Origin of the sequence: Clostridium cylindrosporum DSM 605 (assembly GCF_001047375.1) — a bacterium.
Taxonomy (GTDB): Bacteria; Bacillota; Clostridia; order Clostridiales; family Caloramatoraceae; genus Clostridium_AB; species Clostridium_AB cylindrosporum.
Genome location: NZ_LFVU01000026.1, coordinates 294,659 through 312,805, shown reverse-complemented (window position 1 = coordinate 312,805; position 18,147 = coordinate 294,659). Strand labels below are relative to the sequence as shown.

Here is an 18,147-nt window from a genome sequence, read left to right as displayed (position 1 = left end):
AACAGGTGCCATTATATTAGCATTAATAGCTGTATTAATATTTGGTATGTAAAGCTATAAGAATTATTCATACCTTATATTAAAACTATATTTCCTCTATATCTCCTTGTATAGTAAGATGACAAATAGATTCTGATTGATAAATCTCATTTTGGTCTATAAATCTTTTTATTCTATCCTCTGCATCCTGAAGGTTTTTAGCTTCAAGTTCAACAATTCTTCCTCTTCCTACTTCTCTTCCTCTTCCATACACTAAGAAATTATAGTTTTGCGTACAAACATCCTTACGAACAACCTCTAGTGCACTTAGGTCCATTTTACCATTTGTACTATAAAACTTATCTATCCTATCTCCTTCTAAGATAATGTAACAAGTTGAATTCTCTCTAATTCCTTTATCTTTACCTATATAATTTTCCATCTTCTCCTCTGCATCTCTAAGGTTTTCACAATTAACTTCAACTACCCTTGCCTTTCCATTTTCGATTCCATTATCAAATACTAGGAATCTATATTTTCCTTCATCAGCATCTTTATTAACATCATTTGATGTATCTACCCTGAATTTCATACCTGTTCTATGGAATTTATCAAGTGTACCTTCAAACCTGTAAATTGTATTTTGTAGCTTCTTATATTCTTCATATATATCAGAATTTAAAACATATCTATCTAGTCCTTCATATTGCCCAGACTCAATAAACTTTCTCATGGATTGTTCATTAATCATTCTATACTTTATACCAGTTTTTAAAGGATAATGATCACTTTCAAATCCACAAAATGCTGGCTTTACATGCAATTTATTAAATTGAACAGTAGCTAAAATATAAATGTCATGAAGCTTATGATATAATAATCGGCGAACTGTTTCACCAAGGTCTATATTTCCATATACATCATCTTCTAATATAACTAGATTCTCATCATCTGAGTCTTTAATGCTATTAAACTTTTCTATTATGTCTTTTATTTCTTCTATACTAAAACTTGCACCACCATCTAATCCATCAAAACCTCTGTCTCCATATGCCTCTTTAAAAGTATCAGTTTCGTGTATTCCTCCCATTAGACTCCACCTCTCTTTTATTATATTTTTAATTATTATTTCCCAGTTTATCTTTAATATTCTCTGTCTTAGACATTTGTAGTCTTATAAATAGAACTTTAGAGTTATACTAAAGTTAAAGTTTCTCCCTCTAATATAAAAAGTGTAACTGAGTCGGATTCAAATATCTTATGCTTTTCCATATATCTTTCTACTCTATCCTCTGCTGACCTTAAATCCTCTGCATTAACCTGAATTATCCTTCCCATTGGAATCTCACTTTCCTTATCAAATACTAAAAACTTAAAATTCTCTTGAATAGGTTCCTTACTCAAAATATCACCTTCCTATATAAATTTAAAATTATCACTAATTGGCATTTACTTTTTAACTTAACCTTTTATTTTAGGCCATTAATAATATTTATATCATCATTCTTAAACTGTATTATCATGTTCCCTACACTATCTATGCTTGCTAAAAGTACATTCTTAGGAGAATTTATATTTCTTTTTTTAAGTTCATTAAGTAACCAAGACTTATTTTTATTTATTTCTTTTAGATGGTCATATACTATGAAGCCATCAATGATTAACTCAATTTGAATTCCGGTATCTTTACCCTTTATATTCATATCTCCTAATGTAACTCCCATACTCTTAGCTTTAAGTAAAAAACTAACCTTTCCATTAGTCTCTAATATGGCATAATCTACATCTGAGATATTGAATACACCATTTAGTCTACACTCCTCAAGTAAATCGTTTATACTGAATTTTTCCTTCTTAAGATTCTTCTCAATTAAATTGCCATTTTGAATAAGAATTGTAGGAGTGCCTCCTAATATATTACGAAGCCTAACTCCCTTTAAGGAAATCTTAGAGACAATTAAGGCGAATACTGCATATACTACAAGGGCTATAACTCCATGAACATATGGTATACTCTCATCTACTGCAAATGATGCTGCTATAGAGCCTATAGAAATCCCTATAACATAATCAAAAAATGTTAAATTAGCAATATGCTTCTTACCCATAGCCCTACTAAGTAGGAATAAAACAACAACAGACACTACACTTCTAAGTATTATATCTAGGTCTCCTATGAAATTTGTATAACTCATAATAGCTCCTTGAAATTTGTTTAAATATATTATGTGTAGGTTTAGAAATGTTATCCATGGATATGGTCGTTTATCAGCACATAGAGTCCTGCAAGTAGTGGTGTTTAGGGTTAGTTACACTACTGCAACACAGCAGCTCAAATAAAAAACTGCTTACAATTCACATCATAAGCAGCTTTAAAAATTTATATTTTACTTATTTAATATATTAACAAACAAATCATCTGAACTTGGAATCTTATCTATTATTCCCTTTTCCTTTAGCCATTTAGCATTATCTTCCCAATGTTTCTTATCCTGTGATAAGAAAGGTTCTTCAACTGAATCCATTCCAGGTAGCAGGATTTTCATACTCTTCTTTTCTACAGATTCTGTTAGTGGGAAGTTATCCTTTTGTTGATTTTTAAGAAGTATTTCTAGAGCCTTATCTGGGTTTTTCTTCATGAATTCAAATCCCCTTTTAGCTCCTCTCATAAATTTTTCTAACTTTTCTCTATCATTATTAATGGTTTTATCATTAGCTACAAATATCATAGTATATTCCCTTGGCACTCCATAGTCTGAAGGATTTAAATAATTTACCTTGTATCCCTTATCTTCTAAAACCGGTACCTCATGATTTACAAGTGCTCCACTTACTGAATCTACTCTTTTAGTCATAATTGCTGATAACATTTCAAATCCTACATCTGTAAATTTAACTTTATTCGGATCACCACCATCTTGTTTTACCATAGTCCTTACGTATTCTTCATTTAGTGGATTTCCTGAATACCCAACATTTTTTCCTTCTAAATCCTTAGGTGATTTTATCTTTTTCTCATCTAAAGACATTAGAATACTTAATGATGAGTGAACCACAGCACCTACAGATTTTACAGGTATGTTTTCCTTAGCCTTACTCATTATAAGATTACTTGGATAGTCTATACCTAAGGTTGCTTTCCCAGCTGCTACTAAGCTCAGTCCATCTGTAGCATTAGATGGAAATTGTATATTTACCTTAATACCCTCATCTTCAAAATATCCATTTTCAATTGCAGCATATATAAAACTATGTATAGCATTTGGATACCAATCTAGTACCAAATTAACTTCTTCTAACTTCTTACCACTCTCTTTATTACTACTTGTATTGCTTGTCCCACAAGATGTAAACAGCAATGCAATAAAGATTACAAGTACTATAAATTTTTTCACTACTCATTCCTCCATGTTATTACTTTTCTTTCTATTACCCTTACTATACTTACAAATATAATAGCTATTAAGGATAATATAACTATAGGTGCAAATACCCCTGCTCCATCCAGCTGTGTCATCATTCTTTTACTAAGATAGCCAAGTCCGCTTTGAGACCCTAGCCATTCCCCTATTGCAGCACCTATAACTGCAAATGGTACTGATATTTTAAGGGCTGAAAAGAAGTATGGTAAAGATGATGGAATCCTTAGCTTTAAGAAAATATCCTTCTTAGTAGCACCGTATGTTATTAAAAGCTCTTCCATTTCCCTTTTAGTAGATGAAAGCCCATCAAAAACATTTACTGCTATAGGAAAAAAGGTTATTAATGTTGCAACTAAGACTTTACTCCATATTGTATATCCAAACCATAGTATAAATAGCGGCGCTAATGCAGTTATAGGTATAGTCTGTGTTGCAACTAAAATAGGATATACCGCATTTTTTATATTTTCATTAATACTCATAAGAACAGCTACTCCTACCCCTAGTAATATAGAAATTAAAAGACCTATAACCGTTACTGTTAAACTTGCTGACAAATGTACCGTAAATAATATTTCTCTTAGTTCCCATATCTTTACTAGTATCCTTGTAGGAGATGGCAATATAAACATTATGTTTATACTCCTAGCTACTGCTTCCCATATAATTAGAAGAATACTTGTGAGTATTATTGCTGGAGTGTACTTTCTCATATTTTCACCTTCTGTTTTAACTCATCTATAAGTTGTTCCTTAATCTTAACTAAGTCTTCCCTTGCTAACATATGCCTATTTCTAGGATAGTCTAAAGGAATTTCAATTTCTTTTAATTTACTTATAGGTTTATCTGTAACTACAAATATTCTACTTGATAAAAACATCGCTTCTTCTACGTCATGTGTTATGAAGATTATCGTTTTTTTAAGTTTAATCCACTGCTCCTGTAGCCACTCTTGTAGTGTAACCTTAGTAATTGCATCTAAAGCACTAAATGGTTCATCAAGTAGTAACAAGTTAGATCCTGTTAAAAGAGTTCTTAAAAAGGATACTCTTTGTCTCATACCTCCTGAAAGCTCCCTAGGATACTTGTTTTCACAATCCTCAAGCTTAAATATTTTTAGGTATTCCCTACCTCTTGATATAGCTTCTTTCTTAGGAACACCTTTAATTTCTAAAGGTAGACATGCATTTTCAAGGATAGTTCTCCATGGAATTAACAAATCTCTTTGAGGCATATAACCTACAGAATCCTTTCTACCTTCTACATCTTGATTATTGATTATAATTTCTCCATTACTAGCCTTTTCAAGCTTTGTTATAAGTCTAAACAATGTACTTTTTCCGCATCCACTTGGACCTATTATACTTACAAACTCTCCATTATTTATGTTTAGATTTAGTTTTTCTATTAAATTAAACTCTTCAGATTTGTATTTAAATGTAACATCGGAAAAATTCAATATACTACTTGTCACCTTTAGCTACATCTCCTTTTTATATGCCATGTTCCAAAAATCCATTTCGTATATACTTGATTTAATAAATATATCTAATAGATTCTTCTTTTCTTCCCCTGAAACATCTTTGCATATTTCATTTATGTAATCTATCCATTTGTTTGTAAATTCTGTATAACCTTCAGACTCGTAACTTTCTATCCAAGGCTTATAAAAATTATTATCTAAATTATTCTTATACTTTTCATAAAGCTTCTTTCCTATATAGTTATAACTCCATGTACATGGCATAACAGCCATAGCTATCTCCTTAATGTTCCCTTTAAGTGCAACTGACTGCATATAGCTTGTGTAGCTTAAGTTGGGAATTTCTATATCATATCTTTCAGCTTCCTCCTTGCTTATTCCAAAGTCTTTTAGATATTTTATATGTACAGCAGCTTCATCCTCTATGATTCCTTCTATCGCTTCATAGAAAAACTTCATTTCCTTAAGTCCATTTGCTTTAGTTATGCCTATTGCATAAACCTTTATGTATTCCTTTAAGTAGAGGTAGTCTTGAATGAGATAGTTCTTAAACTTTTCCCTATTAAGTATTCCTTCCCCTATCTCCTTTACAAAAGGATGTTCTAAATATCCATTCCAAATTTCATTTACTTCTTCAAATAAGTAATCAGTAAACTTCATTTTATTATCCCCTTTATTTTTATTGTTTTTTAATTTAAATCTAGTGTGCTACCCTCCTTTTTACAAATAAAAAACAGCTACCTACCTAATTGGTAAATAGCTGCAAAGGTGCACAAAAACAAATATAATCGAAAGTATGCTTAAATTTATGCATACCTTTAGTATTATATTTCATAAAGCTTTCCTACGCTGGCATTATCCAGATCAGGTACAAGGGTTAGTATTAAACCTCTCAGCCATATTGGCACCCCTAGCAAGTTATTTGGTTTTATATATACATTATATCTAAATTTTAAAACTTTTCCATATATTTTTTAATTACTTGTCTTAGGAAGCCTAGTTAATTGCTTCATCCAAAATCTTAATGATGCTTGCATTACTGGCCCTACTAATGGTACTGATAAAAATGTACCTATTGCAACTGGTCCACCTATTAACCATCCTATTGTTAGAGCTGATATTTCAAGTATAGTTCTAGCCAGTCTAACAGAAATTGAAAATCTCTTTGATAAATAAAGTGTCATTCCGTCCCTTGGTCCTGCCCCTACCTTAGATGCTACATACATTCCTGATCCTGTTCCCATGAGAACAATACCAATTAGTAGAAGTATGCTTCTTGGTAGTATTTCTGTAAAATTAGGTATAAATCCTAGGTCTAGTATAAGATTTAGAAAGTAACCAACTATTAATATATTTAATATACTTCCTATAGCTGGCTTTTCCCTCTCAAGAATACAAGTAGTTAAAACCATGATTATACCTACTATTTGAACCCATCTACCTACAGATAAACCACTTAAATTAGAAAGTCCTATGTGAAGAACATCCCATGTAGCCACTCCAAGATTCGCTGTAATTGAGGTTGCAGCACCTAGTGCTAAGACAAATATTCCTCCTACAAATACCATAACTCTAATTATATATGCCAATGCAGTTTCTTTGTGTGTATCAACTATATCACTATTCTTCTTTTCCTTGTTATCATCTATTATCTCATTACTTTTTTCTTCCATAGTTATCTCCCCTATTCTAGGTTTTTCATCATTTGAAGTAAAACCTTTTTAAATATTTCTAATTCTTCTTTATCTATGTTTTGCATAGCCTCTTGTTCTAGATTATATGATTCTGCACTCCATTTAGGAAACATTTCATAGGCCTTATCTGTTAAACTAATAAGCCTTTGCCTTTTATCCTTCCCTTCTCCTCTAATTATCCAGCCCATTTCTTCCATTCTACTTAATGTTCTAGTAATAGTTGGGGCCTCAACGCAAAGATATTGACACAGTTCAACCTGTGTACACTCTCCCCTTTGGTATAAATATAATATGATTCCCCATTGAGAAGTGTACAATCCATGTGGAGATATCCTCTCATTTAGTCTTTTATTAAAATACCTAGCTAATTGATTTGCTCTATGTCCATATAAATCCAACTTTATTCACCTCTTAAAATAGTTACCTAGGTAAGTATATACCCTAAACTAAGATTTATCAAGGAGTTAAACTACCTAATATACTAAAAGTTCCCTAAGGGCATAATCCTTAGGGAACAGTATTATCTATTATCTACTTTTTCAGGATACATATCATGATTCATTAGTCTGTAGTTTGCCATTTCCTCATACTTAGTACCTGGCTTTCCATAGTTGCAATATGGGTCTATACTTATTCCTCCCCTTGGAGTGAACTTTCCCCATACCTCTATATATTTAGGGTCCATTAACTTAATTAGGTCCTTCATGATTATATTCATACAATCCTCATGGAAATCTCCATGGTTTCTAAAGCTAAATAGATATAACTTCAAAGACTTACTTTCTACCATTTTAATTGATGGTATATAGCTTATATATATAGTTGCAAAATCTGGTTGACCTGTTATTGGGCATAGACTTGTAAACTCTGGACAATTAAACTTTACAAAGTAGTCGTTATTAGGATGCTTATTATCAAAGGCTTCTAGTATATCTGGGTTATATCCAAAATCATACTTTGTTCCTTGATTTCCAAGTAGTGTTATGTTATCTAATTCTGATTCTTTTCTTCCACTGTGACTCATAACTATTTCTCCTTCTTATCTTCTAAGTATTTATTTAGTCCATTGTTACGAAGTATGCAAGATGGACATTCCTTGCACCCATCCCCTATTATCCCATTGTAGCATGTAAGTGTCTTTTCTCTTACATAGTCAAGTTTTCCGAACTTATCCGCCATCTCCCAAGTTTGGGCCTTATCTAGCCACATTAAAGGTGTATGAACTACAAAATCATAGTCCATAGCTAGGTTTAGTGTAACATTTAGGGACTTTATGAACACGTCTCTACAGTCAGGATATCCACTAAAGTCTGTTTCACATACCCCTGTTACTATATGCTTTGCACCTTTAACCTTAGCTAACACACCTGCGAATGTTAAAAACAGCATGTTTCGCCCTTCAACAAAGGTTGATGGAAGCTCTCCATCCTCACCTTTTTCTATCTTTATATCATCACGAGTTAGTGCATTTGGGGCTAATTGATTAAGAAGTTCCATATCAAGTATATGATGTTCAACCCCAAGTTCCTTTGCAATATCCTTTGCGCAATCTATTTCTAAACTATGTTTTTGGTTATAGTTAAATGTAACCGCTATTACCTCATCAAATTCCTTAAGTGCCCAAAACAAACATGTAGTAGAATCCTGTCCACCACTAAATACAACTACCGCTTTCTTATTCATATCTCCTATCCTTTCTATCCGATAACTACTTGTTCCTGGATAACAATCTCTAAGAATCAAGTGAGTAAAAACTCCCTTGATTCAAGATCTTTGTTTATACTCCTCTAGCATCCTTATCCCATATAACCTTATGCAGCTGAACCTGAAGCCTAACTTCATTAAGCTTCTTCTCCTTCATAAAATCTACAATTGTCTCCATTTCAATCTCCCCTAAAACAGGGCTAAAGTAAACTAAGCATTTAGATGTTAATTCATGTTCTTTAATAATGCTATATGCTACATCTAAATCCTCACGACTTCCTACTACAAACTTATACACATCATCTATTTCAACACTTTTTAGATTTCCTGTGTTCATGCGATTTGTCATTCCGCTTTTAGGTAGCTTATAATCAACTATAAAACTTATATTTTGAAACCTTTCCTTAAAAGGTAATATATCAATAGACCCGTTAGTTTCTATATGAACTACTAAATCACTATCTTTATTAAGCATATCAAGAAGGTTTTCAATTCCATCTTGAATTAATGGCTCTCCACCTGTTAATGTAACATTTCTAGCTCCATTTCCCTTTATATAATCATAGATATCTCTAGCTGATAAAACCTCACTTATATTATACCTATCCCATGAATAGGTAGTATCACACCATGAACATCTTAGATTACAATTAAAAAATCTTATAAATGTAGCAAGTTCTCCAGAAGTTGGACCTTCTCCATCAACAGATAAAAATTTTTCTATTATATTAAACATTTTTATTCCTCCGTATATATGCAGCTATTTGTTGGCGTTTCAAATAGTTCTACTTCATAAATCTTAAATCCCTTAGACTTTAGTCTATTAAAAACATCCCTAGACATTTCCTCAGCTGTTGTTCTGTATGGTACAAAGACAATGTCAAAGTTATTTGGAAGCACCTCTAGCTTTGCAGCAAGCTCTCTCCCTTCTTCATTATCCTCTATAAGAAGCTTATGGTCAAAGTCCTCTGCAATCTCCTTTAATGCCTTTTTAAAATTTGTAAAGTCATCAACCATTCCTCTACATTGTCCAGATTCCTGCAACGTCTCTGACTTTAATGTTGCAACTAGTCTATATCTATGCCCATGTATATTTGCACACTTTCCTTCATATCCACATAGATAATGTGCCATGTCAAATCCTACTTCACTTTTTATCTTAAACATAATTATTTCTCCTTAAACTAAAAAAGGTTTATATTCCTGCTAAACTAGTGCAAAAATATAAACCTTAAGTAATTTCACTTAAAATTTTTGCCTAGTTTTATTTATAGACAGGATGGTCTAACGAACTGTCTGTTATTTTTTTATTTTTCTAATAAAAAAGGTTTGTTTATTACACAAAACTAGTATAATAAACAAACCTTAAGTATTCTTACTTAAAATTTTTGCCTAGTTTTTTTTAAGGACAGGATGGTCTAAATGAACTGTCCATTATTTATAATTTACATTATGTATTCTAACACATTAGAATATTATATTCAAATGCTTATTTCTGTTAGATAATATCCTTTGACCAAAGATAGGCCTTATTCCAGTATGTTGTATTTATACTAGTTTTCTGTACTACAGACCCTGCTCTTGGAGCGTGTATCATTTGTCCGCTTCCTACATAAATACCAACATGACTTACACGTCCTGTGCCATTTGTACTAGAAAATACTAAATCACCTGGCTTTAAGTTTGAACGCTTTACGGTTGTCCCCATTTTTGATTGTTCTGCTGATGTTCTAGGAGCCTTAATATCACCTGCATTTTTATACACGTATGTAACAAGTCCCGAGCAATCAAAAGACCTAGGACCTTGTGCTCCCCATACATAAGGCTTTCCAATTTGTGCCTTAGCTAGCTTTACTATTTTATCACGTTTAACCTTTTCAGCTTCTTCTTTACTTACTTGGCTATTTAACTTAACATACTTTGAGCTAACCCATCCGTACTTATTACTACTTAGCTTTATCTTATACCATCCACTTTGCTGACCTACTATTTGAAAGTTAGCTCCCTTAGAAACTGTGGATATTACATTTCCACTTTCAATCTTTGGAGTTTTTCTAACATTTAATCCCCCAACAGTAATAGTAGCAGTTTTATTAATTAAACTAACCCCACTTGCAAATACGCTGGAGCAAGTTAACATTATCATTATTGCAGCCATAGGTATTAACTTCTTAATCTTTAACATGTGTAATTTCCCCCTTAAAAACTTGTAACCCTTTTGTAACTTCCTATATTTTATCACGTAACTATATACATATTGTGTAGAATTTTAATTTTATTATATAAAACTTATAAAGTTTTATCAACAAATTTAACCATAGTAAGATAAAAATTTATCATATATCCATTATTATACTTTACTTATTATGTATACCCTATAAATATATCGGATATATAGGACAAAACTGTAATATTTTTTGTATATATAATGGAATATATGGTATATTATTCACAGGAGCTAAACAACACTTTCCTTATCCATTTTATCACAATAAAGGCTATATGTGTTTTTTCCTTTCTCCTTAGAGTGATACATTGCCGCATCTGCATGCTTAATTATACTCTCATAATCATTACCATCAATTGGATAAATGGCAATTCCAATACTACATGTAATATGTAAACAATGTCCATTTAAATCCATACATCTGCTTAAATCACTAATTATTTTATTAGCAGTGTTTTTAACATCTATCTTATCCTCTACACCATTAATTATAATCGCAAACTCATCTCCACCTTGCCTACAAACAATTCCCCTTCTATCAACACTATCCTCTATACGTTTTGCAGCAATCTGAAGAAGTAAATCACCACAGGAATGACCAAATGTATCGTTAACATATTTGAATCTATCTAAGTCTATAAACATTACCGCTATCATACTATTATCTTTTCTATTAGAATTCATTAAGCTTCGAAGTCTATTTTCGAAAAATCTTCTATTAGGCAAATTAGTTAAATAATCATAAAATGCCAAATGAAAAAGTTCCTCTGTCCTCTCTACTACCTTTGTTTCCAAGGTTTCATTTAGTGCTTTTAGCTTTTTAATTAAAGCTTTGTTTTGAAGATTTATTGTTACTTGTCGTATATTAATTAGGATTATACTTATACCGGAGCAAATCCACACTACTATATCTTCTTTTATAAAAAGTAAAACAAATAGTAATATCACACTCATTCCTGGTAAAAAAAACATGAATCTGAATACTTTATTATATTCTATTGTTTGATTTTCAGATATATATTCATTCCCTGATTCTTTCCTAAACTTTAACCCTGCACTACTTAATAAAAATGCAAACATCGACCATAAAGGGTCTATACGACTTCCTGTAAAATAACTCCCAGTTGTCTGTAGATAGCAATAGGCTGAATTAGCAATAAGCAGAACAAAGAAAGCTGCTGCAATCATAGACATACTTTTCTTTTCATCACGTAGGTCCTTTAAGAATAGATAACAGGTTAATATAAATAAAATCCCAATATCCACTACAGGATATATAATATAGAAGGTTAAATCTAAAAAGTTCGTAACTTCTACTTTAATAATATTAGGTAATATTACATAAACCCAGGTTAAAGCAACTGCTATACATACTACTGTCATAGTGTCTAGTATTAATAGCAGGGTAGGATATTTATTTATTTTATTATGAAACTTATAAACTAGGGAAATTAAAAATATCACTGCTGATAATGTCCAGAAAAAATGTTCCCATCCTGCAGTAGGTACTTTTACCCCCAAAATCATCTCATAGTAATCCACTACCACTTGCCCCATAAGGTTTACTATAGAACCTATTGAGAGAATAAGCCAGAAGTAACTCTTTTTACTGCATTCTTTTTTATAAGTATATATAAGACATGCTGCTGCAACTAAAAGAGGAATAGTTTGAAATATATTAGATATAAAATTAAAATATAAGTTTTCATTAAAAAATGTTATCCAAAGATAATATAATACTATGTATAAAGCCATCGAGGCATAAATCGATGTCTTAGGATTATTGTTCTTCATTTGTAAATCCTCCTAAAGCATATTGCTTAAATCAATTTCACTTATATTATCGTATACTTAATTATAGAGGAAAAGTGTTTATGACAATCTTTTAACATGAACTATTTAAAGCTTTAGGCTTTATATTCGCTATATGTATCATTGAATTTATCTTTAATATAGTAAAACACTGCAATTTAAAAGAATAAGAATGGAGGAACTCTTATTTGAATTCCTCCATCCTCAAAATAATATATTTACTTAACAAAAGGATTATAAAATCTATTTCCATCATAAAAAGTTACTATAAATGATAATATGAGTACTATAATAACAATAATTAGTGTAATAATATCAAGCTTTCTAAGGGGTTTCTCAGCATACCATGTACGCTTCTTATTCTTTCCAAACCCTCTTAGCTGCATTGCATTAGATATTACATCTATTCTATTTATACTTGATATTATTAAAGGAAGTAGTATTGTTGCTGAATTTTTAAGCCTTCTATGAAACTTATCCTTTTTACTAAGTTCTACTCCCTTAGCCTGCTGGGCCTTAGATATATTGTAGTAATCTTTTTGTATGTCTGGAATATATCTTAATGCTATAGCAACTGCATACCCTACCTTATAACTTACACCTATTCTATTTAAACTTGATGCAAATTCACTAGGGTCTGTTGCTAAAATAAATAATAATGCCACAGGGATTACCGCAAGATACTTTAACATAAAGTTAAACATATAAAATAATTGTTCTAGTGTAATAGTATAATTCCCAATAATGTGTAAAACCTCATGCCTTGTTCCATATACCTTGACACCATGTTCAGGGGAGAATATATATATTGCAATTATATTCATGATTATTAAAACAGCCATAAATGTTAAAGCAACTTTAACTTCCTTAAACTTAATCTTGGAAACTCTAAAAAGTACCAAACTAATTATAAACATACTTAGAAGTACAGGGGTATCATAGGTAAACATTGCAGCTATGCTCCAAAGCAGGAAAAAAACTAACTTTGTAGCACCTGTAAGATTATGAATAATTGAATCTTTTTTTATATAGGAAAGTGTTACACTACCTGCCATTACCCTCTCACCTGCCTATCATAATGTATGAACTTCTTTATAAATTCCTTAGGATCTGATATATTACATTTCTCTGCTAGATTAAATAGTGAAGTTTCCTTTAAATTAGCTTTTTCTATAATCTCATGATTAGTTAGAATTTCTACAGGTGTATTGTCGGCTATAATCTCACCATCTGAAAAAACCAAAACCCTTGATATATATTCAAGCATAAGGTGCATATCATGTGTAATCATAATAACCGTAACCCCCTCAGAATTTAGTCTTTTCAAAAATTCCATAAACTCTGTATAATGACGAAAATCCTGACCTGCTGTAGGTTCATCTAATATAATAATCTCGGGATTTGTTACTAATATACTAGCTATAGTAACTCTTTTCTTCTGTCCAAAACTAAGGGCTGAAATAGGCCAATTACGGAATTCATATAAACCACAGACCTTTAATGTATCCTCTACCCTTTTCTTTACTTCCTCTTCACTAATTCCCTGTGCATAAAGCACAAGTGCAACCTCATCAAATATCATGCTTTTAGAAATCATTTGATTAGGGTTTTGCATTACATATCCTATATGCTTTGCCTTCTCTTTAATGTCCTCATTTGATATATCATTATCATTTAGGTGTATTTCTCCAGTAAAGTTAGACTCAAAGCCACATATAACCTTTGCAAGTGTACTTTTCCCAGCACCGTTACATCCTACAATACCTAGCATTTCACCTTTATGCACCTTAAAGCTTATTTGCTTTAATATATTCTTATCCATGTTATAGTTAAATGATATATCCTTAAGTTCTAGTAAGACTTTATCTTTTCTTGGACTTTCAGATAATTGTACACCGTAGCACCAATTTTGAACCTTTTTCTTGTTATCATCATCTATACTAATAGAATCTATTCCACTTGGATTTATATCCTTAGTAATTGGGCACCCTGCATACTTTAATGCAGATAGATATAAAGGTTCCCTTATTCCAGCATTAACTAAGAAGCAACTTGATAAAAGTTCATCTGGTGACATATCAGCTTTAATAATTCCATTTTCCAAAAGTATAATACGGTCTACTTCTTTATATAATACTTCTTCAAGTCTATGCTCTATAATAACTACAGTAGAGCTTCTTTGTTTCATTATCTCATCAATGAGTTCAATTGTTTTCTTCCCAGTAGCTGGGTCTAGACTTGCAAGAGGTTCATCAAATAATAGAATCTTTACATCTCCTACTATAACCCCTGCCATAGATACTCTTTGCTTTTGACCCCCTGATAAATCATGTGGAGAAACCTCTAGGTAATCCTCCATACTAACTATTTTTGCAGTAACCTTTGTTTTACCTATTAACTCGTCTCTATCTATAAGGTCATTTTCAAGGGTAAATGCAATGTCCTCCCCAACTGTTAAGCCAATGAACTGCCCATCGGTATCCTGAAGTACTGTACCTACATCTTTACTAATATCGAACAAAGTCATGTTTTTAGTATCATTTCCATTAATTCTAAAAACTCCACTCATATCTCCTTTATAACTATGAGGTATAAGTCCATTTATACAATGTGCAAGTGTACTCTTACCACTACCTGAAGCCCCAGCTATTAATACTTTTTCACCTTCATATATAGTTAGGTCAATATTACGTAATGTTGGTTCAGCCTGTGATAAATACTTAAAAGTAAAGTCTTTAAATTCTATTATTGGTTTCTTCATTTAATATCTCCTAATTATGCTCTTTGATTAATAGATAAAAAATATTATCTTAGGGCTATAGGCTTATTGTTCAATGTGTAAACTTCCCTTTTTCACCTTTGTCTTTGAAAAGGCTACTAAAAGTATAGTCCCTATAATTGCAGTAGTTGCAGTATTTGATAATCCTGCAAAGGCTCCCTGTGCAAATACCTTATCTATTGGTTCACCATATATAAGAATATCAAGTCCAGGTGCAACTAACATCCAAGCTACAGCATGTCCACATATTTGAGATAAATTAAAAGCAATAATTCCCTTTAGTCCAAGACTTTTTGTTTCTAGATCAATAATATTCTTTCCTAATCCAACAACTAAACCAAATATTCCTGATGCTAGTATCCAACTCCACCATGGTGCACCCCAGGAGAGGTCTACCAGTGTATGCCCAATTATACCAATTAAAAAACCTGCAATAGGTCCAAATAATAATGCAAATAGTCCTAAAACAGCATATTGGATATTGATGCTTGTATCTGGTATAGGACTTGGAATAGCAACAAATCTTCCAAGTACGAAAAATAGAGCTGCCCCTATACCTATGGCAACCATAGTTTTAATGTCTAGTTTCTTCATAATTATCCTCCTTTAAATAGAATTAAATCATGTAAAATATTTCCTATTATTCCAAGGTACTTTATATGATTTAACTTCTATGATACTAACGCAAAAATTAAATGTCAATATATAAATATATTGACATTTAATTCTTTTTCTGGATATTAATTTTTCATTAACAATATAGAATTTAATTATAGATTAAGTCTCGAAGCAAAGGTCTAACTATTGGATAAATTTCTATGCCTTTTTTTATATAACCTATATGCAGTAAATACTACTCCAATGAAGCATATAACTGCTGTTGTCATATATACAAATCTCATTCCATATATGAATACATCTTCCCTTCCCTTAATATAATCCGCCACTTTATAGCCTATTTTATGACTCATTCTACTATAAAGAAGTGCGGTGGCAATTGATGCACCAAAAACCATACCTAGGTTTCTAACTAATGCATTAATACTTCCTGCAATTCCAAGTTTATTCTTTGGTACCATAGACATTACTAAGGAGTTATTAGGTGATTGGAATAATCCATTTCCAATTGATAATACTGAAATATAGATTATTATAGTTACTAAACTTGAACTTTCATTTAACATACTCATTAAAACTAATGCTGTAGTTGTTAAAAATAAACCTAGACAGGATATAGACTCAGATCCTACCTTATCTGAAATATAGCCACTTATAGGAGCTATTAGTGAAACAATTATTGGAGATATAAACATAATAAGTCCTGTAGATGCAGGTGAAAATTTTAATACATCTTGAAGATAAAAAGGCTGAACTATATTTACACATATAATGGCTATATATGAAGTAAATGCACAAAACAAACTTATAGAGAATAACTTATTCTTAAATATTTCTAATTCAATTAATGGATTACTAGTTTTCTTTTCAAATTTAACATAGATAATACTAGATATTATTACAACAACAAATCCTGCAATAATAATTGGATTATCATATCCTAGCTGTTCTCCCTTCATTATAGAGAAGAATAATACAACTATAACAATTGCAAATAATAATGCTCCTTTTATATCAAGTTTTTCATCAAGCTTTCTTTGCATCTTTGGAAGAATTTTAATAGCAAGTAAAAATGTTATTATCCCAACAGGAACATTTATTAAGAATATATAATGCCAACTTAGAAAGGAAACAATAAATCCTCCTAAAGGCGAGCCTACCATACTTCCTATAGCAACAAAGGTAGCAGATATACCAAGTGCCCTTCCTCTTTCATTAGCTGGAAAAATTTCAGTTATTATTCCTTGATTATTCGCCATTGCTGCTGCTGCACCAATACCTTGAACTATTCTTGAAAATACTAAAAATGATATTGAACTTGAAATGCCACAAAGAAGTGAACCAATAGTAAACAAACAAATACCAAAGTTAAACATCGTTGTCTTTCCCTTAATATCACCGAGTCTTCCAAAAATTATAATCGTAGCTGAAATTACAATCAAATAACTTGTTACAACCCAGCCAATTGACGCCATTCCTACAGAAAGCTTTTTCGCCATAATAGGAAGTGCTACATTTACTATACTTGCATCTAAGGATGCCATAAATGGTAGAACTACTAATATAAATAGAATTGACCATCGTTTTTTATATGTATTATCTAAACTCTGCATATTCACTCCTCCATTTAATAATTATATTTATATTATATTTTAGCATGTATACTCAGAATACCTTATTATATATTTCCACTAAAACTTATTATTAACCATTCCCTTGTCTTTTAGCAATTCCAAGGATAATCATATAATTACAAATAAGTTCCTATTATTATAATTATTACACGACATAATTTGACCTTTATTTCACATACTAAGAGTGTTGTAAATATTAATAATGAAATTAGAGGTGAATTATATGAGAAGACTTACTGAAGCTGAAGTACTATCACTATCTGGACTACTTAAGATGGAAAATGACGGACTAACAGTTGCTAAGGCTATGCAAGCATTAATCAAAGACGATGACCTTAAAAGACAAGCTGAAGCTGGTATCCTTGCAACAGAGTGTAGAATAAATGGAATCCAACAATTCATTAACGAAAACCAAGTTACATTTACAAAGGAGGTACTATAATATGGCTTCTTTCATTACAAATAGAATTAAAGATACTATGGAAATAACTGATGATGTTATAGCAACTAGTATGATAGCTAGTGCTTCTGCTGGTGCAGGAGCATACCTAAGTGCTGGTATGACTTCTACTACTCCAGAACTTAGAGCAATATATCTAGGAAACCTAACACAAGTTCTAGGAGGGCATTCTGCTCTTACAGAACTAATAGTAAAAAAAGAATGGGCGAAACCTTATAGTGCACCTACTGAACAATTACTAGATGTTTATAACAAGTCTAAGGATAGAATTTAATTAGTTAAATAAAATCTCTATCATAAAAATAGTCTGTGAATCCTCTTTGTAGAAATTATCT

At 31.4% G+C, this 18,147-nt stretch carries 21 protein-coding genes and 1 riboswitch; of the genes, 2 read left to right on the top strand and 19 right to left on the bottom strand.

Annotated elements, in window-relative coordinates:
- Positions 1-85 precede the first annotated feature (85 nt).
- The 19 genes from CLCY_RS08410 to CLCY_RS08320 form a co-directional block, all read right to left on the bottom strand.
- Positions 86-1,069, bottom strand: a complete 984-nt coding sequence (locus tag CLCY_RS08410) for a hypothetical protein (RefSeq protein WP_048570662.1) — start codon at positions 1,067-1,069, stop codon at positions 86-88.
- A 104-nt stretch (positions 1,070-1,173) separates the two neighbouring features.
- Positions 1,174-1,383 (bottom strand): hypothetical protein, encoded by a 210-nt coding sequence (locus CLCY_RS08405; RefSeq protein ID WP_048570661.1) that lies wholly within the window; start codon positions 1,381-1,383, stop codon positions 1,174-1,176.
- A 65-nt stretch (positions 1,384-1,448) separates the two neighbouring features.
- Entirely contained in the window at positions 1,449-2,174 is a 726-nt protein-coding gene (locus CLCY_RS08400; RefSeq protein WP_048570660.1) for a DUF421 domain-containing protein, read from the bottom strand.
- A gap of 192 nt (positions 2,175-2,366) precedes the next feature.
- Positions 2,367-3,374, bottom strand: a complete 1,008-nt coding sequence (locus CLCY_RS08395) for an ABC transporter substrate-binding protein (RefSeq protein ID WP_048570659.1) — start codon at positions 3,372-3,374, stop codon at positions 2,367-2,369.
- Complete coding sequence (locus CLCY_RS08390; protein WP_048570658.1) at positions 3,374-4,114, bottom strand: ABC transporter permease; 741 nt, start codon at positions 4,112-4,114, stop codon at positions 3,374-3,376. Before CLCY_RS08390 ends, CLCY_RS08395 begins: the two co-directional genes overlap by 1 nt.
- Positions 4,111-4,875, bottom strand: coding sequence for an ABC transporter ATP-binding protein (locus CLCY_RS08385; protein WP_278336153.1), 765 nt, complete (start codon positions 4,873-4,875; stop codon positions 4,111-4,113). Before CLCY_RS08385 ends, CLCY_RS08390 begins: the two co-directional genes overlap by 4 nt.
- Before the next feature lie 6 nt (positions 4,876-4,881).
- Entirely contained in the window at positions 4,882-5,544 is a 663-nt protein-coding gene (tenA, locus tag CLCY_RS08380) for a thiaminase II (RefSeq protein WP_048570657.1), read from the bottom strand.
- Positions 5,545-5,708: 164 nt separating this feature from the next.
- Positions 5,709-5,806, bottom strand: a riboswitch (TPP riboswitch).
- 52 nt (positions 5,807-5,858) lie between these two features.
- Positions 5,859-6,557: a YczE/YyaS/YitT family protein gene (locus CLCY_RS08375; RefSeq protein ID WP_053083294.1), complete on the bottom strand. Its 699-nt coding sequence runs from the start codon at positions 6,555-6,557 to the stop codon at positions 5,859-5,861.
- An 11-nt stretch (positions 6,558-6,568) separates the two neighbouring features.
- Positions 6,569-6,976 (bottom strand): MarR family winged helix-turn-helix transcriptional regulator, encoded by a 408-nt coding sequence (locus CLCY_RS08370; protein ID WP_048570656.1) that lies wholly within the window; start codon positions 6,974-6,976, stop codon positions 6,569-6,571.
- A gap of 122 nt (positions 6,977-7,098) precedes the next feature.
- The gene (gene queF, locus CLCY_RS08365) at positions 7,099-7,602 is read right to left on the bottom strand and encodes a preQ(1) synthase (RefSeq protein ID WP_048570655.1); all 504 of its coding nucleotides are present in this window, start codon (positions 7,600-7,602) and stop codon (positions 7,099-7,101) included.
- A 2-nt stretch (positions 7,603-7,604) separates the two neighbouring features.
- Positions 7,605-8,261: a 7-cyano-7-deazaguanine synthase QueC gene (gene queC / locus CLCY_RS08360; RefSeq protein WP_048570690.1), complete on the bottom strand. Its 657-nt coding sequence runs from the start codon at positions 8,259-8,261 to the stop codon at positions 7,605-7,607.
- Between the two features lie 94 nt (positions 8,262-8,355).
- Positions 8,356-9,018 carry a putative 7-carboxy-7-deazaguanine synthase QueE gene (queE, locus tag CLCY_RS08355; RefSeq protein WP_048570654.1) on the bottom strand — a complete coding sequence of 221 codons (663 nt, stop codon included), beginning with the start codon at positions 9,016-9,018 and terminating at the stop codon, positions 8,356-8,358.
- Between the two features lie 2 nt (positions 9,019-9,020).
- Positions 9,021-9,449, bottom strand: a complete 429-nt coding sequence (locus CLCY_RS08350; RefSeq protein WP_048570653.1) for a 6-pyruvoyl trahydropterin synthase family protein — start codon at positions 9,447-9,449, stop codon at positions 9,021-9,023.
- Positions 9,450-9,780: 331 nt separating this feature from the next.
- A complete protein-coding gene (locus CLCY_RS08345) occupies positions 9,781-10,467 on the bottom strand; it encodes a C40 family peptidase (RefSeq protein WP_048570652.1) in 687 nt (228 codons plus the stop codon).
- 273 nt (positions 10,468-10,740) lie between these two features.
- Positions 10,741-12,303, bottom strand: a complete 1,563-nt coding sequence (locus tag CLCY_RS08340) for a GGDEF domain-containing protein (RefSeq protein ID WP_048570651.1) — start codon at positions 12,301-12,303, stop codon at positions 10,741-10,743.
- A 236-nt stretch (positions 12,304-12,539) separates the two neighbouring features.
- Entirely contained in the window at positions 12,540-13,376 is an 837-nt protein-coding gene (locus tag CLCY_RS08335; protein WP_048570650.1) for an energy-coupling factor transporter transmembrane component T family protein, read from the bottom strand.
- The gene (locus tag CLCY_RS08330) at positions 13,376-15,082 is read right to left on the bottom strand and encodes an ABC transporter ATP-binding protein (protein WP_048570649.1); all 1,707 of its coding nucleotides are present in this window, start codon (positions 15,080-15,082) and stop codon (positions 13,376-13,378) included. Before CLCY_RS08330 ends, CLCY_RS08335 begins: the two co-directional genes overlap by 1 nt.
- A gap of 63 nt (positions 15,083-15,145) precedes the next feature.
- Positions 15,146-15,694 (bottom strand): ECF-type riboflavin transporter substrate-binding protein, encoded by a 549-nt coding sequence (locus CLCY_RS08325; protein WP_048570648.1) that lies wholly within the window; start codon positions 15,692-15,694, stop codon positions 15,146-15,148.
- A 203-nt stretch (positions 15,695-15,897) separates the two neighbouring features.
- A complete protein-coding gene (locus CLCY_RS08320) occupies positions 15,898-17,331 on the bottom strand; it encodes an MFS transporter (RefSeq protein WP_048570647.1) in 1,434 nt (477 codons plus the stop codon).
- A 244-nt stretch (positions 17,332-17,575) separates the two neighbouring features.
- On the opposite strand from CLCY_RS08320, the gene CLCY_RS08315 reads away from it, so the two are divergent.
- Both CLCY_RS08315 and CLCY_RS08310 read left to right on the top strand, forming a co-directional pair.
- Positions 17,576-17,794: a hypothetical protein gene (locus CLCY_RS08315; protein WP_048570646.1), complete on the top strand. Its 219-nt coding sequence runs from the start codon at positions 17,576-17,578 to the stop codon at positions 17,792-17,794.
- Between the two features lies 1 nt (position 17,795).
- Positions 17,796-18,086, top strand: a complete 291-nt coding sequence (locus tag CLCY_RS08310; RefSeq protein ID WP_048570645.1) for a spore coat protein — start codon at positions 17,796-17,798, stop codon at positions 18,084-18,086.
- Positions 18,087-18,147: the final 61 nt, after the last annotated feature.